This window comes from Wenxinia marina DSM 24838 (assembly GCF_000379485.1).
In the GTDB taxonomy this organism is placed as follows: Bacteria; Pseudomonadota; Alphaproteobacteria; order Rhodobacterales; family Rhodobacteraceae; genus Wenxinia; species Wenxinia marina.
The window spans coordinates 61,283-79,121 of sequence record NZ_KB902278.1 but is presented as its reverse complement, the minus strand read 5'-3'; the positions used below and the strand labels follow the sequence as shown (position 1 = coordinate 79,121).

24 protein-coding genes are annotated in these 17,839 nt (G+C 70.2%); 7 read left to right on the top strand and 17 right to left on the bottom strand.

The window, feature by feature from the left end; translation table 11 throughout:
* Window positions 1-125: 125 nt before the first annotated feature.
* The 3 genes from denD to A37W_RS0103835 are packed head-to-tail and all read right to left on the bottom strand — an operon-like array spanning window position 126 to window position 3,020.
* Window positions 126-1,118 carry a D-erythronate dehydrogenase gene (gene denD, locus A37W_RS0103845; protein ID WP_018301704.1) on the bottom strand — a complete coding sequence of 331 codons (993 nt, stop codon included), beginning with the start codon at window positions 1,116-1,118 and terminating at the stop codon, window positions 126-128.
* The gene (locus tag A37W_RS0103840) at window positions 1,118-2,284 is read right to left on the bottom strand and encodes a pyridoxal phosphate-dependent aminotransferase (protein ID WP_018301703.1); all 1,167 of its coding nucleotides are present in this window, start codon (window positions 2,282-2,284) and stop codon (window positions 1,118-1,120) included. The genes denD and A37W_RS0103840 overlap by 1 nt, the downstream gene beginning before the upstream one ends.
* 7 nt (window positions 2,285-2,291) lie before the next feature.
* Window positions 2,292-3,020, bottom strand: a complete 729-nt coding sequence (locus tag A37W_RS0103835) for a Crp/Fnr family transcriptional regulator (protein WP_018301702.1) — start codon at window positions 3,018-3,020, stop codon at window positions 2,292-2,294.
* An 86-nt stretch (window positions 3,021-3,106) separates the two neighbouring features.
* Here A37W_RS0103835 and A37W_RS0103830 point away from each other — a divergent pair, with 86 nt between their 5' ends.
* Window positions 3,107-3,478: a hypothetical protein gene (locus tag A37W_RS0103830; protein WP_156169456.1), complete on the top strand. Its 372-nt coding sequence runs from the start codon at window positions 3,107-3,109 to the stop codon at window positions 3,476-3,478.
* Between the two features lie 61 nt (window positions 3,479-3,539).
* Here the strand turns inward: A37W_RS0103830 and A37W_RS0103825 are convergent, their stop codons facing one another.
* Entirely contained in the window at window positions 3,540-4,337 is a 798-nt protein-coding gene (locus A37W_RS0103825) for a response regulator (RefSeq protein ID WP_026198276.1), read from the bottom strand.
* 81 nt (window positions 4,338-4,418) lie between these two features.
* Here A37W_RS0103825 and A37W_RS0103820 point away from each other — a divergent pair, with 81 nt between their 5' ends.
* The 5 genes from A37W_RS0103820 (at window position 4,419) to A37W_RS23130 (ending at window position 8,620) form a co-directional block, all read left to right on the top strand.
* On the top strand, window positions 4,419-4,580 hold the full coding sequence (locus A37W_RS0103820; protein ID WP_254656008.1) for a NepR family anti-sigma factor: 162 nt from the start codon (window positions 4,419-4,421) through the stop codon (window positions 4,578-4,580).
* Complete coding sequence (locus A37W_RS0103815) at window positions 4,577-5,140, top strand: RNA polymerase sigma factor (protein WP_018301698.1); 564 nt, start codon at window positions 4,577-4,579, stop codon at window positions 5,138-5,140. The genes A37W_RS0103820 and A37W_RS0103815 overlap by 4 nt, the downstream gene beginning before the upstream one ends.
* Window positions 5,137-6,897, top strand: coding sequence for a sensor histidine kinase (locus A37W_RS20905; RefSeq protein ID WP_018301697.1), 1,761 nt, complete (start codon window positions 5,137-5,139; stop codon window positions 6,895-6,897). The genes A37W_RS0103815 and A37W_RS20905 overlap by 4 nt, the downstream gene beginning before the upstream one ends.
* A 41-nt stretch (window positions 6,898-6,938) precedes the next feature.
* The gene (locus A37W_RS0103800; protein WP_018301696.1) at window positions 6,939-8,363 is read left to right on the top strand and encodes a phospholipase D-like domain-containing protein; all 1,425 of its coding nucleotides are present in this window, start codon (window positions 6,939-6,941) and stop codon (window positions 8,361-8,363) included.
* Between the two features lie 95 nt (window positions 8,364-8,458).
* Window positions 8,459-8,620 (top strand): DUF1328 domain-containing protein, encoded by a 162-nt coding sequence (locus tag A37W_RS23130; protein ID WP_018301695.1) that lies wholly within the window; start codon window positions 8,459-8,461, stop codon window positions 8,618-8,620.
* Between the two features lie 58 nt (window positions 8,621-8,678).
* Here the strand turns inward: A37W_RS23130 and ureG are convergent, their stop codons facing one another.
* The 7 genes from ureG to ureC all read right to left on the bottom strand — a co-directional run bounded on the left by ureG (window position 8,679) and on the right by ureC (window position 13,836).
* Window positions 8,679-9,296: an urease accessory protein UreG gene (gene ureG / locus A37W_RS0103790; protein WP_018301694.1), complete on the bottom strand. Its 618-nt coding sequence runs from the start codon at window positions 9,294-9,296 to the stop codon at window positions 8,679-8,681.
* A gap of 7 nt (window positions 9,297-9,303) precedes the next feature.
* Entirely contained in the window at window positions 9,304-9,945 is a 642-nt protein-coding gene (locus A37W_RS0103785) for an urease accessory protein UreF (RefSeq protein ID WP_018301693.1), read from the bottom strand.
* Window positions 9,946-10,491: an urease accessory protein UreE gene (locus tag A37W_RS20900; RefSeq protein WP_018301692.1), complete on the bottom strand. Its 546-nt coding sequence runs from the start codon at window positions 10,489-10,491 to the stop codon at window positions 9,946-9,948.
* Window positions 10,488-11,090, bottom strand: coding sequence for a hypothetical protein (locus tag A37W_RS0103775; RefSeq protein WP_018301691.1), 603 nt, complete (start codon window positions 11,088-11,090; stop codon window positions 10,488-10,490). The genes A37W_RS20900 and A37W_RS0103775 overlap by 4 nt, the downstream gene beginning before the upstream one ends.
* Window positions 11,091-11,169: 79 nt before the next feature.
* Window positions 11,170-11,400: a hypothetical protein gene (locus A37W_RS0103770; RefSeq protein WP_018301690.1), complete on the bottom strand. Its 231-nt coding sequence runs from the start codon at window positions 11,398-11,400 to the stop codon at window positions 11,170-11,172.
* Window positions 11,401-11,507: 107 nt separating this feature from the next.
* Window positions 11,508-12,131, bottom strand: coding sequence for a hypothetical protein (locus A37W_RS0103765; protein WP_018301689.1), 624 nt, complete (start codon window positions 12,129-12,131; stop codon window positions 11,508-11,510).
* 1 nt (window position 12,132) lies between these two features.
* The gene (gene ureC / locus A37W_RS0103760) at window positions 12,133-13,836 is read right to left on the bottom strand and encodes an urease subunit alpha (protein ID WP_018301688.1); all 1,704 of its coding nucleotides are present in this window, start codon (window positions 13,834-13,836) and stop codon (window positions 12,133-12,135) included.
* A 244-nt stretch (window positions 13,837-14,080) separates the two neighbouring features.
* Between ureC and A37W_RS0103755 the strand changes: the two genes are divergently transcribed.
* Window positions 14,081-14,920, top strand: coding sequence for a c-type cytochrome (locus A37W_RS0103755; RefSeq protein ID WP_047772415.1), 840 nt, complete (start codon window positions 14,081-14,083; stop codon window positions 14,918-14,920).
* A 159-nt stretch (window positions 14,921-15,079) separates the two neighbouring features.
* On the opposite strand, the gene A37W_RS0103750 is transcribed toward A37W_RS0103755, so the two are convergent.
* The 6 genes from A37W_RS0103750 to A37W_RS0103725 form a co-directional block, all read right to left on the bottom strand.
* Window positions 15,080-15,481: a carboxymuconolactone decarboxylase family protein gene (locus tag A37W_RS0103750; protein ID WP_018301686.1), complete on the bottom strand. Its 402-nt coding sequence runs from the start codon at window positions 15,479-15,481 to the stop codon at window positions 15,080-15,082.
* A complete protein-coding gene (locus tag A37W_RS0103745) occupies window positions 15,481-15,789 on the bottom strand; it encodes a hypothetical protein (RefSeq protein WP_018301685.1) in 309 nt (102 codons plus the stop codon). Before A37W_RS0103745 ends, A37W_RS0103750 begins: the two co-directional genes overlap by 1 nt.
* The gene (locus A37W_RS0103740) at window positions 15,786-16,598 is read right to left on the bottom strand and encodes a cyclase family protein (protein WP_018301684.1); all 813 of its coding nucleotides are present in this window, start codon (window positions 16,596-16,598) and stop codon (window positions 15,786-15,788) included. The genes A37W_RS0103745 and A37W_RS0103740 overlap by 4 nt, the downstream gene beginning before the upstream one ends.
* Window positions 16,599-16,685: 87 nt before the next feature.
* On the bottom strand, window positions 16,686-16,991 hold the full coding sequence (locus A37W_RS0103735) for an urease subunit beta (protein ID WP_018301683.1): 306 nt from the start codon (window positions 16,989-16,991) through the stop codon (window positions 16,686-16,688).
* Window positions 16,988-17,551, bottom strand: coding sequence for an HD domain-containing protein (locus A37W_RS0103730; RefSeq protein WP_026198274.1), 564 nt, complete (start codon window positions 17,549-17,551; stop codon window positions 16,988-16,990). The genes A37W_RS0103735 and A37W_RS0103730 overlap by 4 nt, the downstream gene beginning before the upstream one ends.
* Window positions 17,535-17,837 carry an urease subunit gamma gene (locus A37W_RS0103725; protein WP_018301681.1) on the bottom strand — a complete coding sequence of 101 codons (303 nt, stop codon included), beginning with the start codon at window positions 17,835-17,837 and terminating at the stop codon, window positions 17,535-17,537. Before A37W_RS0103725 ends, A37W_RS0103730 begins: the two co-directional genes overlap by 17 nt.
* Between the last annotated feature and the right edge of the window lie 2 nt (window positions 17,838-17,839).

The window sequence follows — 17,839 nt, the reverse complement described above, 5'->3', positions numbered from 1 at the left end:
GCCCGGTCACCTCTCACAGCCTTGACGCCTCCTGCCTCCGCAACGACCCAAGACCTGTCAAGGGGACCGCGCCGCGACGCCGCTGCGATGGCAGAGACCTGCTTCTTCAGGCCTGCGCGGCTCGGTCAGGAGCGCCGGGCGCCTTCCAGCTCGTCCTCGATGTAGACCTGTACGATCTCGTCCATGTCCGTCTCGGCCCGGAAACCCAGCGCCACGGCGCGGGGCGTCTCGAAGGCGCGGGGCCAACTGTCGACGATGCGGGCGATGTCCGGGTCCGGCACGTGGTCGATGAGGGCGACGGCGTCCGCTCCGGCCACTCGACCCAGCGCCTCGATCTGCTCGGCGACGGTGGCCGAGAAGCCCGGCATGGTCAGGCAGCGGCGCTTGTCCAGCCGCTCGGCCGGCAGGGTGGCGGCGTGCAGCAGGAAGCCGACGGCGGAGCGGGGGCTGGCGAACCAGTGGCGGACATCGGGCGACACCGGCAGGACGGCGCGCTGGCCGTTCAGCGGCTCGCGCAGGATGCCCGAGAAGAAGCCCGACGCGGCGAGGTTCGGCCGGCCCGGGCGGATGCACACCGTCGGCAGGCGCAGCGCGACGCCATCGATGAAGCCGCGGCGGGAGTAGTCGGACAGCAGCAACTCTCCCGCGGCCTTCTGCACGCCATAGCTGGTGCGGGGCGACAGGACGTAGTCGTCGGGGATGACCTCGGGAAACGGCGTGCCGAAGACCGCGATGGAGGACGAGAAGACGATGCGCGGGCGATAGTCCCCGCCCTGCCTTCGGGCCGCTTCGAACAGCGCGCGGGTGCCGTCGAGGTTGATCCGGTAGCCCTTGTCGAAATCCGCCTCCGCCTCGCCCGAAACGATGGCGGCGAGGTGGAAGACGATGTCGGGGCGGCCGGACAGCAGCGCCTCGGCCACGCCCTCGTCGGAGAGATCCGCGACCGTCGCCGCCACCTCGCCGGCGAAGCTCTCGGGCGGCTCCGGCCGCACCACGTCGACGAGGTGCAGCGCAGCCACCGGCCGCCCGCCGAGGCCGTCCGCCGCCAGCGCCGCCGTCAGCTTGCGGCCGATCATCCCGGCCGCGCCGGTGATCAGGATGCGCGGGCCCGCCTGCATCACAGCACCTCGCCGATCCGCCGCATCGCCTCGCGGATGTTGTCGGTGGAGTTGGCATAGCTGAAGCGCAGATACCCCTCGCCCCATGCGCCGAAGGACGTCCCCGACACGGTGGCGACGCCCGCCTCCTCGAGGAATCGGTCCTGCGCCTGGCGGGAGGTGAGGCCCGTCCCCTCGACGTTGGCGAAGGCATAGAAGGCGCCGCCGGGATCGGGGCACCGCATCCCCGGCAGGGCGTTCAGGGCGTCCACGATCACGCGCCGTCGCGCGTCGAACTGCGCGACCATCGCGGTCACCTCGTCCTGCGGGCCGGTCAGGGCGGCGAGACCGGCATATTGCGCGCTCGCGTTCACGCAGGAATGGTCGTTGATGCAGAGGCGGGTGACGTGCGGCACCGCCGCCGCCGGCCAGACCGCATAGCCGAGGCGCCAGCCGGTCATGGCGTAGGTCTTGGACCAGCCGTCCAGCAGGATCAGCCGGTCGCGGATCTCGGGATAGCGCAGCAGCGAGACGTGCTCGCGCCCGTCGTACAGCATCTGGCTGTAGATCTCGTCGGACAGGAGCGCGACCTGCGGATGGTCGGCGAGACCGGCGACGAGACGGTCGATCTCTTCCTTGGGCGTCACGCCGCCCGTCGGGTTGGCCGGGCTGTTGATGATGAGAAGGCGGGTCGCCGGCGTGATCCGCGACAGCACGTCCTCGGCCGAAAAGGCGTAGCCCGTCGCCTCTTCCAGCGGGTAGGGCACGGCCTCCGCCCCGGAGTAGCGGATGACGGATTCGTAGATCGGGAACCCGGGATTGGGATACAGGATCTCTGCGCCCGGCTGGCCGAACATCAGGACGGCGAAGAACATCGTCGGCTTGCCGCCCGGGACGACGACGACGCAGCCGGGGTCCACCTCGGCGCCGTGGCGGCGGTGCAGGTCCGCCGCCACCGCCTCGCGCAGCGCGGGGATCCCGGTCGCGGGGGTATATCCGTGGTGGCCGTCGCGCAGGGCGCGGATGCCCGCCTCGACGATGTGCTCGGGCGTGCGGAAGTCTGGCTGGCCGATCCCGAGGTTGATGACGTCGCGGCCCGAGGCGGCAAGCTCCTGTGCGCGGGCGAGGACGACGAAGGCGGATTCGGTCCCGAGGCGGGACAGGCTGTCGGCGAATTTCAGGGACATGGGTCTCTCAGATCAGGGGCCGAGTCTGGATCGGCTCGAGCTCGATCATGGCGATCCGCGCCAGCTCTTCCAGATCGTTGAGCCGGAGCAGGCCGTCGCGCCAGTGGGCGAGCTGACGGCGCCGCAGCTCGCCCAGTGTCTTGTTGGTGTGGACCAGCGACAGGCCCAGCGCATCCGCCAGATCCTGTTGCCGGATCGGCAGCCGGGTCTGCCCCTGCCGGGCGAGGCCGACCGCCTCGAGCCGCTGGTAGATCCGCACCAGCGCCCAGCTCACCCTCTCGATCGCCGAGCGCTGGCCGAGGCTGGCGATCGTCTCGCCGAGGAAGTGATGCTCGGTCGCGGCGATCCAGGTGAGGTCGTAGGCGCGCTCGGGATGCTGGCGGAACAGCTGCCAGAAGTCCTTGCGCTGGAAGGCGCACAGGGTCATCGGCGTGACCGCGTCGATCGAATGGCCGAGTTCGCCGGTCATGCTGGCCTGAAGGCCGAGGAAGTCACCGGGAAACAGGAAGTTGATGACCTGACGGCGGCCGTTCTCGAGCATCAGGTAGCGCACGCCGATGCCGTCGAGGACGGTGAAGGTCTGCGGCGAGTTCGAGCCCTGCATCAGGATCGTGGCACCCGGATCGACCGTCATCTCTCCCGACTTGAACTCCATCATGAAGGCGACCTCTTCCGGGGTCATCTTCTCGAAGACCTCGTGGCGGCGCAGCGGGCAGGACGTGCAGTCGAACTTCATGCGAATAGTTGTAGCGGTATGTACTAGGTTAATGAAGGCGTCGTCATTGCACGTCATGTCCACGGTGACGAAGAGGCGGTGGACCGTTGGACAAGACAAGACTGCGCAAGCCCGCGTGCCTGGTGCTCGTCAGGCACGAGGTGATTGCCGAAGACCTCGCCCTGACGCTTCAGGACGCGTTCGGAAAAGGCCCGATCATGGTGTGCCGCTCGCCCGAGGAGGCGCTGGAGCGGTTGCCGGACGTGTCCGATCTGCAGGTCGCGGTGGTCGAGACGGACCCCGACACCTTCGCCGGCTCGCGGCTGGAAACCGAGATCACCGCGCGCGGCGGCCAGGTCGTGCTGTTCGGCGAGCTGGCGGAGACGCGGATGCCGGCGGGGCGCTGGCCGGTCCTGCACCGCCCCTTCACGGACGAGATGGTGCTGAATCTTCTGTCCCGCTTCGACGAGCGGACCTGACCACGAATGAAAAGGGCCGACCGCGTGGCGGCCGGCCCTCGTCCGATGGGATGCGCCTCGGTCAGGCGTGAAGCGTCTCGGTCGAGGCGAAGAACATCGCCTGGCTCACTGCCGATCGCACCTGCGCCTCGACATAGGGCTTGGTGATGAGGAACGCCGGTTCCGGCCGCTCGCCGGTCAGCAGCCGCTCGGGGAAGGCGGTGATGAAGACGACCGGAATTTCCGGGTGATCGGCGAGGATGTCCTTGACCGCCTCGATGCCGGACGAGTTGTCGGCCAGCTGGATGTCGGCGAGGATCAGGTCCGGCGTCGTCGTCTTGGCGAGCGCCACCGCCTCCTTGCGGGTGCGGGCGATGCCGGTCACGTCGTGACCCAGCTCCTGCACCGTGGCCTGAAGGTCCATCGCGATGATGGCCTCGTCCTCGATGATCATGACCCGGCCCGAGACCGACTCCGACATCTCGTTGACGGCGATCTCCTGCAGCTGCGCCGCTTCGTCGAGGTCGATCTGCATGATCCCGGCGATCTCGGGGTCGGTGAAGCCCTCGATCGTGGACAGCAGGAGCGCCTCGCGCGTCTTCGGCGTCAGCTTGGCAAGGTGATGCTGCGCCCGCGCCGAGATCGCATCGTCCGGCGCGCCGAGCGGGGCGCCCGACGACGACCAGATCATGTGGAACGTGTGGAACAGCGCCACCTTGGGCGAGCTCTCGGTTTCCATCATCGACGGGTCGGCGATAAGCGCTTCCAGCGTTGCCGCAGCATAGGTGTCGCCGGTGGTCTGACTGCCCGTCAGCGCCCGCGCGTAGCGCCGCAGGTAGGGCAGATTTTCCCCCACCACCGCCGCGATATCTTTTGACATTGAGTGCTCCCCACTAAGGTCCTTGGGAACCGAACACACCTGCCCGCAGTTTGGTTCCGAATGCGGCGCAGGGGAACGTTGATGACAGGGGTTGATATGGCGGAGCAGCCGAGCAAGTCCACCATCCGGAGGCAGATCAATGACAATCTGCGTCGGGTGTACGAGGACGCGCTGAACGAGGAGATACCGGACAAGTTCAAGGACCTTCTCGACAAGCTCCGCGACAAGGAGGGCCGTGAATGAGCGATCACGCCGATCCGCGAGACGAAATCCAGGAGCACCTCAAGCCGCTCCGGGCCTTTGCGCTGTCCCTGACCCGCAACTCGGCCAACGCCGACGATCTCGTGCAGGACACGATCGTGAAGGCCTGGACCAAGATCAACACGTTCCAGCCCGGCTCGAACATGCGGGCGTGGCTGTTCACCATCCTGCGGAACACGTTCTATTCCGACCGCCGCAAGCGCAAGCGCGAGGTCCCCGATCCGGACGGGGCCTATTCCGAGACGCTGTTCGAGAAGCCGAGCCATGACGGCCGGCTTGCGATGAGCGACTTCAAGCGCGCCTTCGACCAGCTGTCGGCCGAGCATCGCGAGGTCCTGATCCTCGTCGGCGCGTCCGGCTTCGGTTACGACGAGGCGGCCGACATGATGGGCGTCAAGGTCGGCACGGTGAAGAGCCGCGCCAGCCGGGCCCGCGCCCGACTTGCCGAGCTGCTGCACCTCGAGGACGGCGAGGACGTCCTTCTGGGCGGCGACGCGGCCACGATGAGCATCATGGGCAAGTCGGGAGTGCAGGCGGCATGACTACCGCCCCGGGGCGGCCGCTCCGGCGTTTCTTCGACAAGCTCGGGGTCCAGCTTTCACTTTCCGTCGCGGTAGCGCTGCTGCCGCTGGGGGTGATCGCCCTGCTGCAGACGCTCGCCGTCATCCGCGAGGCTCAGGGCCGCAGCCAGGCGGCCCTGATGGGCGTCACGCTGCGCGCCGCGAGCCGCGAGGTCCGCCTGCTGAGCGAGGCACAGGGCGTCGCGGCCGGACTTGCCGCGACGGTTTCCGATATCCTGGACGACCCCGAGGCCTGCTCGGCGGCGATGCGGCGCGTCGCCGACCCGAACCCCGAATTCGCGTTCATCGGTTACATCCCCAACGACGGGATGATCGAATGCTCGACCGCCGAGGGACCAGTCGATGCCACCGGCAGTGTCGGCTACGGTCAGTTCCGGAACTCCGATCAGCCGATGTTCTACATCAATCCGCGCGGCGCGGTTTCCGGCGTGTCGATCGTCGGCGTGACCAATCCGGTGCGTGACGACGCCGGCACCCGGATCGGGTGGATCTCGATCTCGGTCCCCCAGGCTACGCTGGCCGCGCGCGACCCGCTGACGAACCTCGATCTCCCGGTGGAGCGGTCGGTGACGCTCGTCACCTTCGACGGAGAGGGCCGATTTCTCACCTCGTCGGTCCCGACGGACATCGCCCAGGAAATGCTGCCGTCGGACCGCTCGCTCCAGCTGCTGGCGGGAGCAGAGCCGCTGTCTTTCACCGGCATCGCGGTCGACGGAGAAGAGCGTGTCTATTCCGTCGTCCCGATCGTGAACGGCCGCCTCTACGCGATGGGCAGCTGGCCGCGCGGGCTGGCCGAGCTGGACCTGTCGTCTTCCCTGTCCCCGCTGCTTCTGCCCGTCGCGATGTGGCTGTGCGGCCTGTTCGTCGCGTGGTTCGCGGCGAACAGGCTGATCCTGCGTCACATCGGCGGGTTGCGCCGGTCGATGGGCCTGTTCGCCGGCGGCGGGCGCATCGTGGGCGATCTCCGGACCGAGACGGCCCCCCGTGAAATCCGCGAGGTGTCGGATGCCTTCGTCCGCATGACCGACACGATCCTGCGCGACGAGGCCGAGCTGGAGGACATGATCCACCAGAAGGAGGTGCTCCTGCGCGAGGTGCATCACCGGGTGAAGAACAACCTGCAGCTCATCGCGTCGATCATGAACCTGCAGATGCGCACCGCCCGCTCCCCCGAGGCCAAGCGCCTGATCCGCGGCCTGCAGGAGCGGGTGATGAGTCTCGCGACGGTGCACAAGGAACTGTACCAGACCAGCGGCCTCACCACGATCCACGCCGAGGAACTGCTGTCCGAGATCGTGCAGCAGATCGTCCGCCTGTCGACGGCGCCGGGCCGGCCGATCGACCTGCAGACCGACTTCGCGCCGCTGCGCCTGCTGCCCGACCAGGCGGTGCCGCTGTCCCTCTTCGTGACCGAGGCGCTGACCAATGCGATGAAGTACGCGGGCCTCGGCCTCGAGGCGACGCCGAGCCTGCGCGTCAGCCTGTGCCGGGACGAGGAAGACGGGCCAGCGCGGCTCGAAATCTCCAACAGCCTTCCGGCGCCGGGGGCCGACACCGCGGACCTCGACGGAGGCACCGGCCTCGGCGCCCGTCTCCTGTCCGCGTTCGCGGTCCAGGTGGGTGGCACGTACGAAACAGTGAAGACCGACGACGCCTATCGTGTGACCCTCATGTTCCGCCCGGCGGCCGTTCCCGACCTCGACCCCGAGGAAGAGTGACTCCGTGGGAACTTGCCGCGAGACTCGCGGCTTGAACGCGCATGAGCAGGACCGGGGAATTCAGGCTGGACCGACCGCTCGAGCTGGGTGAGGTCCGGCCGGGCGGGACCGTGCGCTGTCACCTCACGGCCGAGGATGCGTTCGCGGCGGCCGAGGACCTTGTCCTGTCGGCCCGGCGCGAGGTCTGGGCCTCGTTCCGCGATTTCGACCCCTTCACGCGCCTCCGCTCCGTCCGGGGGCGGCAACTGGGCGAGGACTGGTTTGACCTGCTCGTGCACGTCCTGCGGCGCGGCGTCGCGCTGCGCATCGTTCTGGCCGACGACGACTGCGTCTGCCGGCCCGAGGGGCATCGCCGCGCGTGGCGCACGCGTCGCGCCCTTGCCTCGGCGGCCGAGGCGGCGGGGCCGGCCGCCGACCTGAAGGTGATCGTCGCGATGCATCCGACCAGGGCCGGTCCGCTGTGGAAGCTGCTCTTCCTGCCGCAGTCGCGGCACAACGTCCGGCGCACCGTCAGACGGCTGAGCGACCTCGCGGTCCCCCAACGTCTCGCCACGATGCGCGACATGCCCGGCCTGGCAGCGCTGGTCGGCGGCACCGGCGGCCACTTGCGGCCCCGCGGGGGCCTCCTGCCCTTTGGCTTCGCCCGGCACCGGCAACGGCTGATCGTAGCCGACCGCAACCGACTGTTCCTCGGCTGTCCCGGGTTCGTACCCGACGACGGAAGGGAGAGCGCGTGGGAGGCGCTGCAGCTCACCGTAAGCGGGTCGGTCGTGGCCGAAGCGCAGCGCCACCTCGAGACTTTCCTGGCCGGGAGCGCCGAGGGCGGTGTGCAGCCGGGCCGGACGCTGCTGCGGACGCTGTCGTCCCGCGGCCGGCGCCGGCGGTTCCTGCCGCTCCCGACGGAAGTCGCGGCCGAGATCGCCGCCGCGCACGAGATGATGGCCCTGCGCGTGCGCCGGCTGATCTACCTCGAGACGGCCGGTTTCTCCGACCTGCGGCTCGCCGGGACGCTGGCGCGCGCCGGATTGCAGGCACCCGGCCTGTCGCTGATCCTGCTGCTGCCGCAGCGGGACGGGCCGAGGCGGCCGCTGATCGAGCGCCACGCGATCGGCGAGCTTCGGCGCGGGTTCGGTGAGCGGATGTTCGTCGGGCTGGGAGACGACCGGCCGAGGGACGGCGAAGAGAAGCGGCTGCACGCGGCCGTGTCGATCTTCGACGACGAGATGGCGATCGTCTCGTCGGCCGCCCTCACGCCGCGCGACCTGCGCTGGGACACCGGCGCCGGGTTGCAGCTGCGCGATCACCGCCTTGTCCGCTCTCTCCGCGCCAAGCTCATGCGCGCCTGGCTGGGCCCCGCCGCCCGGACCGAGCATTTCGAACCCGAGACGGCCGTCGCCTCGTGGACGGCGCTGGCGGCGGACGCCGCATCGGGCGTGCCGATCCGTCCCTACCCGGTCCGCTCCTGAGCGGACGCGGCCGCGTCGGCCGGAACCCCGGTACGCTGCCGGACGTTCCGACAGCAAGACCACGTCACGATTTCATCGGTTACAAGGAGACCGACATGCTGAGTTGGGCTCTCGTCTTTCTGGTCATCGCGCTCATCGCCGCCGCCCTCGGCTTCGGCGGGATCGCCGGCGCGTCCGCCGGCATCGCGCAGGTCCTCTTCTTCATCTTCGCCGCGCTGTTCGTCATCTCGCTGATCGCCCGCTTCGTGAGGAACTGACCGACCAACACCTCGTCCGACCGCGAAACGGCCGCCCTTCCCGGGCGGCCGTTCCGTCTCAGAGGCCGCCGATCCGGGCCAGCGCCTCCACGATCTCGTCCGTCCCCTCGCCGCGCCGGAGGCTGGCGAAGATTGTCGGTCGTTCCCCCCGCATCCGCGCCGCATCGGCGCGCATCACCTCCAGCGAGGCGCCCACGTGGGGCGCGAGGTCGGTCTTGTTCACGACCAGCAGGTCCGACCGCGTGATCGCCGGCCCGCCCTTGCGCGGGATGTCCTCCCCCGCCGCGGTGTCGATGACGTACAGCGTCACGTCCGCCAGCTCGGGCGAGAAGGTCGCGCTGAGGTTGTCGCCGCCCGATTCGATCAGGATCACGTCGAGGTCCGGGTGGCGCTGGCGCAGGTCGGCCACCGCGGCGAGGTTGATCGAGGCGTCCTCGCGGATGGCGGTGTGCGGGCAGCCCCCGGTCTCGACACCCATCACGCGATCCGCGGGGAGGATCTGCATCCGCATCAGCGCCTCGGCGTCCTCGCGGGTGTAGATGTCGTTGGTGATCACGGCGACGCTCAGCCGGTCCTTCAGTGCCTTCGCCAGCGCGGCGGTCAGCGTGGTCTTGCCGGCGCCCACCGGGCCGCCGATGCCGACCTTGAGGGGACCATTGGGGGACTTCTGGGACATCTTGACCTCAGGACTGGAACAGCCGCACGGCCATTGCCTCCTGCCGCAGCGCGCCGATGTCGGGCAGGAAGGATGCGCCGCCGATCTCGTTTACCGGCAGGCGGACGGCGGCGGCGGTGCGATCGAGGATCAGGGGGGTCAGCGCGCGAAGGACGCGCTGCCCCTCGGTCTGGCCGAGCGGGAAGAGGCGCAGCGCGGCCTGGACGAGGTTCGCGGCCATCGCCTGCAGGTAGGCCAGCGCGACCGGTTCGGCCGGGAGGCCGGCGAGGCGGGCGGCGCGGCCGACGGCGACGGGAAAGGCGAGGTCGGGCAGGTCCATCTCCCACGCCGCGCGGGTCGTGGCGGCGAAGGCCGCGCCCTGGCGCAGGGTCTCGGCCCGACGGCTGGCGGAGGGGGACAGGGCGGCGGCGAGGTCGGACAGCGTCGTCAGTTCGTCCGCCTCGGCCCGGTGGGCGGCGCCGATCAGGATCGTGTCGGTCCGGCCCGCCCCCTCCTCGATCACCAGCGCCAGCCAGTGCCGCAGCGAGGCGCCGTCCGAGACCGCGCCGTCCGCCACCGCCGCCTCCAGCCCGTGTGACCAGGCGAAGCCGCCGGTCGGATAGCTGGACGTGAACCATTGCGTCAGCGTGAGGAGGGCGGCCGCGTCCATTCAGTCCGCCGCGCCGTGGGACGGGTCGTCGTGGGAATGGCCGTGCCCGTGATGGCGCCGGTGGTCATGATCGTGGTGATGGGCATGACCCTCCTCGCCGTGGTCGTGCCCCATCGTCCGCCCCGCGCCGTAGGCGCCACCCTCCGGACGGAACGGCCCGGTGACGTCCGTCACCACGGCACCGAGGCCATCCAGCATCGCCCGCAGCACCGGGTCGCGGCGCAGCAGCAGGCGGTCCGCCTCGATCCGGCAGGGGGTGTGGCGGTTGCCGACGTGCCAGGCGATCCGGGCCAGCGTGTCCGACCGCACCTCCATCAGCGCCTCGTCCGCCGCCATGACGGCGACCAGCCGGCCGTCCTCCAGCTCGAATGCCCAGTCGTCCCCCACGTCGGCAAGCTGAGGCAGGTCGGCGACGAACTCCGTCCCGCCCATGCCCGTCAGCCGCCGCCGCCGCACCAGCCGCGCCTCGAAGTCGAGAGCGACACGGTCGTCCGGCACCTCGCCCGCGGCGAGCGGCCGGACGGTGCGGGCGACGGGCGCGGTCATTTGCCGGCGACCAGGCGGATCGGCGTCAGCGGGTCGCTGCGCACGCCGTCGCTCTCGTTCCAGACCATGTAGCCGATGCCGAGTTCGGGCAGGTAGTCAATAGCCTCGATGTAGGTGTCGGACGTCGCGTAGGCGATCAGCACCGGAACGACGCGGTAGGTGCAACCGCCGATCTGGTCGGTCCGCTCCGCGTCGTAGACCTGCGACTGCGCCTCCTGGCGTTCGCCGTCGAAGCCGTCGACCGCGACGTCGATCTGCCAGCGCCCGCCGGGAGACGGCACCGGCATCTCGAGAGGAGGCATGCCGTAATCGTAGGTCACGACAGTCGACGGATTGGTGACGCCGTGCAGAAGCGCCTCGTACCGGAGCAGGTGCGTGCCCTGCGCCACCTCCATCCGGTAGGTCTGCTCTCCGCCCTCGATCCCGTCGACGCGGATGACGCCGGGGTCGGCGCTGCGAAAGATCTCGGTCGTGCCGCCCTCGAATTCCACGCGGATACCGCGCGCGAGGCTGTCGGCCGTGGGACAGGCCTGCTGCGCCGTCGCCACGCCGGCAGAGGCAAGCGCCGCGGCCGCGAGGATGAGAGTCGTTCGTGTCATCGGCCGGTCCGTCCCCCTGTCGAGCGGCGCGCAATCTCGCGCCGCGGCGACAGTAGCAGATTCGCGGCCGGTGTCGCGATCAGAGGGCGATCAGATCGCGGAAGACGTGGCGCGGAATGTCGTGCCGATGCAGGCCGCGCCGTGCGAGCTCGGCGTCGGACAGCGACATCAGGCGCTGCATCTCGGCCTGGCGCTCGTCGATGCGCAGGGCGATGGCACGGGCCTCCATCAGCATCGTGAAGAACGATGCGATGCGGGTGCCGATGCGCGGGCGGGGGGCGGTGAAGCCGTCGGTGGCGGTGTGGGCCATGTGCGTCTCCTGTCGAGTGTCTGTTGCTCCCTCGACAGGAGAGGTAGGTGGTTTCTGCGGTGCGGCATAGGCCCGATCCCGAAAGGCCGCCTTGCGCTGGGCTCATATCAGCTCGCGGGCGTAAGGCCGGTCAGGCCGTTCGTCCAGGCCCGGCCGGCCGCCCGGTCGGTGACCTGCGTCTCGATGCCGAAGCCCAGCGCCGGGAACCAGACCGAGCGCCGGTCCTCGTCACGGCCCTCGCCCCTCAGCGTGACGGTCGCGGTCAGCACGTCGTAGGCGCATCCGCCCAGCGTCACCTGCCGGGGCTCGGTGAACGCGAAGGAGGCGGCCAGCGTCGCGGCGAGGTTCGTCACCATGCCGGAATGGTCCGACGACTCGCCCGAGACGCGGACGGTGGTCCGCCACACCTCGCCCGCGCGGGGGAGTGGCGGACGGCCCGCGTAGGAATAGTCGATCTCGGCCTCGTACCAGACGCCGATGACGTCGGGCGGGAACGACCCGACCGCCTGCCGTTCGACGTAGAGGCCGTGGCGCGCGATCCGCTGGTCGGACTGCCCCGCCCCGGCGGAATAGGCGATCCGGACGAGGTCGGGCGCGATCGCCGCGACCGTCCCGCGATCTCCGTTCGCCCGGGTGAAGACGGCCCCGGCCGCCATGTCCGCCGGCGTGACGCACTGCGCCGACGCGGGGCCGGCCGCGAGGGCGACGAGGAGGGCGTACAGCCGTCCCATCTCAGAACAGGAAGTACCGCTGCGCCATCGGCAGCACCTCGGCCGGCTGGCAGGTGAGCAGTTCGCCGTCGGCGCGGACCTCGTAGGTCTCGGGGTTCACCTCGACCTTGGGCAGGCGGTCGTTCAGCTTCATGTCCGCCTTGCCGATGCCGCGCGTGCGTTCCACCGCGACCGCCTGCTTGCCGAAGCCCTGGCCGACGCCTGCCTCCAGCCCTGCCCTGCTGACGAAGGTGACGGACGTGGCGAGCCGGGTCCGGCCGTAGGCGCCGAACATCGGCCGGGTATAGACCGGCTGCGGCGTGGGGATCGAGGCGTTGGGGTCGCCCATCTGCGCCGCGACGATGGCGCCGCCGATCAGCACCATCTCGGTCTTCACGCCGAAGAAGGCGGGGTCCCACAGGACGAGGTCGGCGCGCTTGCCCTCCTCCACCGACCCGGTCTCGTGCGCGATCCCGTGGGCGATGGCCGGGTTGATCGTGACCTTGGCGATGTAGCGGCGGGCGCGGAGATTGTCGTTCTGCCCCTGCTCCTCGTTCAGCCGTCCGCGCTGGCGCTTCATCTTGTCGGCGGTCTGGAACGTGCGGATGATCACCTCGCCGACCCGCCCCATCGCCTGGGAGTCCGACGCGATGATCGAGAAGGCGCCCATGTCGTGCAGGATGTCCTCGGCCGCGATGGTCTCGCGCCTGATGCGGCTCTCGGCGAAGGCCACGTCCTCGGGAATCGACTTGTCGAGGTGGTGGCAGACCATGAGCATGTCGAGATGCTCTTCCAGCGTGTTCACGGTGAACGGCCGCGTGGGGTTGGTCGAGGACGGGATCACGTGCGCCTCGCCGCAGATGCGGATGATGTCGGGCGCGTGCCCGCCGCCCGCGCCCTCGGTGTGGAAGGCGTGGATGGTGCGGCCCTTCAGCGCGGCGACGGTGTTCTCGACGAAGCCGCTCTCGTTCAGGGTGTCGGTATGGATCATCGCCTGCACATCCATCGCGTCGCAGACGGAGAGGCAGCAGTCGATGGCCGCGGGAGTCGTGCCCCAGTCCTCGTGCAGCTTCAGCGCCGCCGCGCCCGCCCGCACCTGCTCTTCCAGCGCCGCCGGCAGCGCGGCGTTGCCCTTGCCCGAGAACAGCAGGTTCATCGGAAAGGCGTCGGCCGAGCCCAGCATGTTGGCGATGTGCCACGGCCCCGGCGTGCAGGTCGTCGCCAGCGTGCCGTGCGCCGGGCCGGTGCCGCCGCCGATCATCGTGGTGATGCCGCTCGCGAGCGCGTCGTCGATCTGCTGCGGGCAGATGAAGTGAATGTGGCTGTCGATCCCGCCCGCGGTGACGATCCGGCCCTCTGCGGCGATGGCCTCGGTCCCCGGGCCGACGACGATGTCGACGCCGGTCTGGGTGTCGGGATTGCCGGCCTTGCCGATCTTCGCGATGCGCCCGTCCTTGAGACCGATGTCGGCCTTGTAGATGCCGGAATGGTCGAAAATCAGCGCGTTGGTGATGACCGTGTCGACCGCGCCCTGCGCCCGCGTGGCCTGGCTCTGCCCCATGCCGTCGCGGATCACCTTGCCGCCGCCGAACTTCACCTCCTCGCCATAGATCGTGCGGTCGCTCTCGACCTCGATCCACAGCTCGGTGTCGGCGAGCCGCACCCGGTCGCCGGTCGTGGGGCCGAACATCGCGGCATAGTCGCGGCGGGAGATCGTGGCGGGCATGGCGGCTCCTTCTCGTCGCCTCCCACCTTGGAGGGGCCGCGCGGTGCTGCCAAGCGCAAGGCGGCAGCCCGCGGAAGGGATTGATCCCGGCTGCCTGTTTTCGAGGCGGTTCGCCGGACGCCCGCCTCACCCGCGGAGAGATCATCGATTGCGCGGCATCCTGTCGCAGGCTAGGCTGCTTCGGGAGCGGCCGGACGGGCGCTTTTGCCCTCTTCTTCGCCGGCCGCGCGAAGAAGGATTTATCATGAGACTTTTGTTGACCGCCGGACTGTTCGCGCTCGCCGGCACCGCCTCGGCCGAGGTGTCGGTGGAGCGGGGCGATTACCTCGTGCGCGGCCCGATGGGCTGCGGCAACTGCCACACGCCGCTGGGTCCGGACGGCCCCGTGGCCGGGCAGGAGCTGGCCGGGCGGCTGGTCGAGGAGACGCCGATGTACACGGCCTACGCCGCGAACCTCACGCCGGCCGGCCCGATCGCGGACTGGACCGACGAGGAGCTGGGCCGCGCCATCCGCGAAGGCATCCGTCCCGACGGGACGGTGATCGGCCCGCCGATGCCGATCGTGCTGTACCGCCACATCTCGGACGACGACCTCGCTTCGATCGTCGCGTTCCTGCGCACCGTTTCGCCGGTCGAGAACGAGGTGCCCGAGAGCACCTACAACATCCCCCTGCCGCCCGCCTACGGCCCGCCGGTGGAGAGCGTCAGCGCGCCGGAGCCGGGCGTCACGGAGGAGTGGGGCGGCTACGTCGTCACCCTTGCGCACTGCATGGAGTGCCATTCGCCGATGGGCGAGATGGGGCCGATGTCCGACCCGGCCGGCGGCCACATGGGCCAGGGCGGGATGGAGTTCCACGGGCCGTGGGGCGTCTCCGTGGGGCCGAACATCACGCCGTCCGAGGACGGCATCGCCAGCTATTCCGACGACGAACTGAAGGCGATGATCACCCAGGGGGTGCGGCCCGACGGCACGCCGATGCTGCCGCCGATGCCCTATCCGTACCTCGCCCGGATGACGCCGGAGGACCTGGACGCGGTGGTCCTGTACCTGCGGTCGATCCCGCCGCTTCCGTCGGGAGGCTGAGTTACCTGCTCGCAAACCCGGTCGCTGGGATCGGTCGAGGCCCCGGGTCAAGCCCGGGCCGGGTTTTCCGGGGATGACCCGCCCCGGCCCTGAGCCGGGGCCTCGAACAGCAATGCGGGACGGTCGCGGTCGTAATCTCCGGCGAGTCGGCTGGCGGTATTACCGCGCCGCGTCGAACTCCGGATCGGGGGCGACGCCCAGCGCCGTCACCAGCGCGTTGGTCTGTGCGGCCATCCCGATCACCGACAGCAGCTCGGCATGCTGCGCCTCCGTCATGCCCTTCCCCTTCGCCGCCGCGGTGTGGGAGTGGACGCAGTAGGCGCAGCCGTTGGCGGTGGAGACGGCGACGTAGACCATCTCCTTCACCAGCGGGTCGAGCGCGCCCGGCGCCATGACGGCCGACAGCTGCTCCCACACCGCCCTCAGCCGCGGCGGGTCGTGGGCGAGCGTGCGCCAGAAGGCGTTGACGAAGTCGGTGCCGCGGGCGGTGCGGATCGCGTCGAAGACGGCGCGCGCCTCGGGCGACGCCTCATCGTCGGACAGCGGCCGGAGCGTCGCCATCAGCGTTTGCCCCCCGAAAGGCGACGGTGGTTGGCGCGGGTCAGCTTGCGGATCGGCTTCAGCGTCGCCATCGCCACCTGCGGCCCCGTCTGCAGCGCCATCGCGGCGGCGGTCGCGGCCGCCGCGGCCTCGGCGAAGGCGGGGCCCTTCTCCGTCACCATGCGCCGGCTCTCGTCCGCCACCACCGGCCACATGCCGGCAAGGCCCCATATCCGCATCGCGATGACACCCTGTGCCTCGGCGATCATCATGGAGCCTTGGATCCAGGGCTCCATCCACGCGGTGAAGGGAAACAGCGGCTTGCTCACAGCAGCGCGAACACCCGGCCGGGCCCGCCGGTTCCGCCGCGGTGCTTCGGCGCGCCGACGATGGCCGTGGCGCCGGTCGCCGGAACCTGGTCGAGGCCGGTCAGGCACTCGATCCCGAACCGGCCCGACGGCAGCCACGAATAGTGCACCGCGAAGTCGGCCGAGTTGCCGGGGTCGAGCGACAGCGTGTCCACCCCGATCGCACCGGCGCCCGCCTCCATCAGCAGGTCCGTCGCGGCCTTGGAGAAGCCGGGGAAGGCCAGGTTGGTGCCGTCGCCGCGGAAGCTTTCGTCGCCGACCTTCGCCGCCCAGCCGCTGTGCATCGCCACCAGCGCGCCCTCGGGCAGGTCGCCGTTCGCGCTGGTCCAGGCCTCGATGTCCTCGGGCTCCACCATCGCGTTGGGATCCTCGCTCGCCTTGGCCGAGATGTCGACGACGCAGAGCGGGCACATGAGGGACTCGACGGGGATCTCGTCGACCGAGTTGCCGTCGGCGGAGAAGTGCATCGGCGCGTCGATGTGGGTGCCGGTATGCTCGTCGATGGTCAGCTTGTAGAGGTTGTAGCCGTCCGCGGCGAGGTCGTAGACCTTGTCGTAGACGATGCCGGGCTCGCCGGAGAAGGTGGGGAACGTCTCGTCGTAGGTGTGGGTCAGGTCGACGATCCGCCCCGACGCCTGCGCCAGCAGCGGCCTGGCGCTCATCAGCCCGGCGGCGACGCTGGCCGCGCCGACCGCGGCGGCGCCGGTGAAGAGCTGGCGGCGCGACAGGGTCTCGCGCTTGACGTTCTCGATGAGGCAGGCGTTGCACATGGCGGCTTCTCCACTGTCGCTGGCGGGCTCTTCCGGCGGCCCGTTCGCCCACTGAACACCCGCTTCGCGGTGTCGCGCAAGGCTATGTCAGAGGTCGCCCATGACGCGGCCGTTGAAGCCGTATATGCGCCGCGCGCCGCCGATCCCGATCAGGCGCACCTCGCGGCTCTGCCCCGGCTCGAACCGGACGGCGGTGCCGGCGGCGATGTCGAGCCGCCGGCCGCGGGCGGCGTCGCGGTCGAAGTCGAGCGCGGGGTTCGTCTCGGCGAAGTGGTAGTGGCTGCCCACCTGCACCGGCCGGTCGCCGGTGTTCGCCACCATCAGCACGATCGCCTCGCGCCCCTCGTTGAGGGCGATGTCGCCCGCCGCCGTCTCGATCTCTCCGGGGATCATACCTTGCCTCCGATCTTCTGCATCGCTTCGGCCGCGGCGGCGTCGAAGGCCGCCTCCAGCCACGGGGCGGCGCCGCGGCAGGCGTCGACCACCCGCTCGGCGCCTTCGAGGTACTGCGCGGGATCGTCGTCCGTCCACGCCTCGGGCAGGCGCACGATGTCGCGCACGTTCGACGTCTGGTCAGCGATCTTGATCCGCCGCACGCCATCGGGCGCGGTCTTCATGTGCTCGGCCTGCCGCCGCTTGCGCTCCGGCCGGGGCAACCCCTCCCACTCCGGCGAGTCCGTCATGCCGTCCACCAGCCGCGCCACGTCCGAGCCGAAGCTCTCCTCGATCTCGTCGAGCGTCGTGTCGCTGTCCTCGACCACGTCGTGCAGCAGCGCCGCGATCACCTCGCACGCCTCGCCGCCCGCCTCGGCCACCAGCGCCGCCACCTCGATCACGTGGTTCACGTACGGCACGTCGCTGGCGCCGCGCCGCCGCTGGTCCGCATGGATGCGGGCGGCGAAGTGGGCGGCGGCGGTGATCCGGCGCAGCATCGGTTCAGCGGATGGGGTCATGCACGGTGACGAGCTTGGTGCCGTCGGGGAACGTGGCCTCGACCTGCACCTCGTGGATCATCTCGGGGATGCCCTCCATGCATTGGTCGCGGCGGATCACCTGCGCCCCCGCCTCCATCATGTCGGCGACCGAGCGGCCGTCGCGGGCGCCCTCGACCACGGCGTCGGTGATGAGCGCGATCGCCTCGGGGTAGTTCAGCTTCACCCCGCGGGCGAGGCGCTTGCGGGCGACCTCGGCCGCCATCGCGATGAGCAGCTTGTCCTTTTCCCGGGGGGTCAGTTGCATGG

Coding starts and splice junctions, on each gene's coding strand:
- A37W_RS20905 (WP_018301697.1), top strand. CDS start 5,137: ATGACTACCGCCCCGGGGCGGCCGCTCCGGCGTTTCTTCGACAAGCTC.
- A37W_RS0103775 (WP_018301691.1), bottom strand. CDS start 11,090: ATGACACGAACGACTCTCATCCTCGCGGCCGCGGCGCTTGCCTCTGCC.
- A37W_RS20900 (WP_018301692.1), bottom strand. CDS start 10,491: ATGACCGCGCCCGTCGCCCGCACCGTCCGGCCGCTCGCCGCGGGCGAG.
- ureC (WP_018301688.1), bottom strand. CDS start 13,836: ATGCCCGCCACGATCTCCCGCCGCGACTATGCCGCGATGTTCGGCCCC.
- A37W_RS0103740 (WP_018301684.1), bottom strand. CDS start 16,598: ATGTGCAACGCCTGCCTCATCGAGAACGTCAAGCGCGAGACCCTGTCG.
- A37W_RS0103815 (WP_018301698.1), top strand. CDS start 4,577: ATGAGCGATCACGCCGATCCGCGAGACGAAATCCAGGAGCACCTCAAG.
- A37W_RS0103725 (WP_018301681.1), bottom strand. CDS start 17,837: ATGCAACTGACCCCCCGGGAAAAGGACAAGCTGCTCATCGCGATGGCG.
- denD (WP_018301704.1), bottom strand. CDS start 1,118: ATGCAGGCGGGCCCGCGCATCCTGATCACCGGCGCGGCCGGGATGATC.
- A37W_RS0103840 (WP_018301703.1), bottom strand. CDS start 2,284: ATGTCCCTGAAATTCGCCGACAGCCTGTCCCGCCTCGGGACCGAATCC.
- A37W_RS23130 (WP_018301695.1), top strand. CDS start 8,459: ATGCTGAGTTGGGCTCTCGTCTTTCTGGTCATCGCGCTCATCGCCGCC.
- A37W_RS0103730 (WP_026198274.1), bottom strand. CDS start 17,551: ATGACCCCATCCGCTGAACCGATGCTGCGCCGGATCACCGCCGCCGCC.
- A37W_RS0103770 (WP_018301690.1), bottom strand. CDS start 11,400: ATGGCCCACACCGCCACCGACGGCTTCACCGCCCCCCGCCCGCGCATC.
- A37W_RS0103750 (WP_018301686.1), bottom strand. CDS start 15,481: ATGGCGACGCTCCGGCCGCTGTCCGACGATGAGGCGTCGCCCGAGGCG.
- ureG (WP_018301694.1), bottom strand. CDS start 9,296: ATGTCCCAGAAGTCCCCCAATGGTCCCCTCAAGGTCGGCATCGGCGGC.
- A37W_RS0103765 (WP_018301689.1), bottom strand. CDS start 12,131: ATGGGACGGCTGTACGCCCTCCTCGTCGCCCTCGCGGCCGGCCCCGCG.
- A37W_RS0103755 (WP_047772415.1), top strand. CDS start 14,081: ATGAGACTTTTGTTGACCGCCGGACTGTTCGCGCTCGCCGGCACCGCC.
- A37W_RS0103820 (WP_254656008.1), top strand. CDS start 4,419: ATGACAGGGGTTGATATGGCGGAGCAGCCGAGCAAGTCCACCATCCGG.
- A37W_RS0103825 (WP_026198276.1), bottom strand. CDS start 4,337: ATGTCAAAAGATATCGCGGCGGTGGTGGGGGAAAATCTGCCCTACCTG.
- A37W_RS0103785 (WP_018301693.1), bottom strand. CDS start 9,945: ATGGACGCGGCCGCCCTCCTCACGCTGACGCAATGGTTCACGTCCAGC.
- A37W_RS0103835 (WP_018301702.1), bottom strand. CDS start 3,020: ATGAAGTTCGACTGCACGTCCTGCCCGCTGCGCCGCCACGAGGTCTTC.
- A37W_RS0103735 (WP_018301683.1), bottom strand. CDS start 16,991: ATGATCCCCGGAGAGATCGAGACGGCGGCGGGCGACATCGCCCTCAAC.
- A37W_RS0103800 (WP_018301696.1), top strand. CDS start 6,939: ATGAGCAGGACCGGGGAATTCAGGCTGGACCGACCGCTCGAGCTGGGT.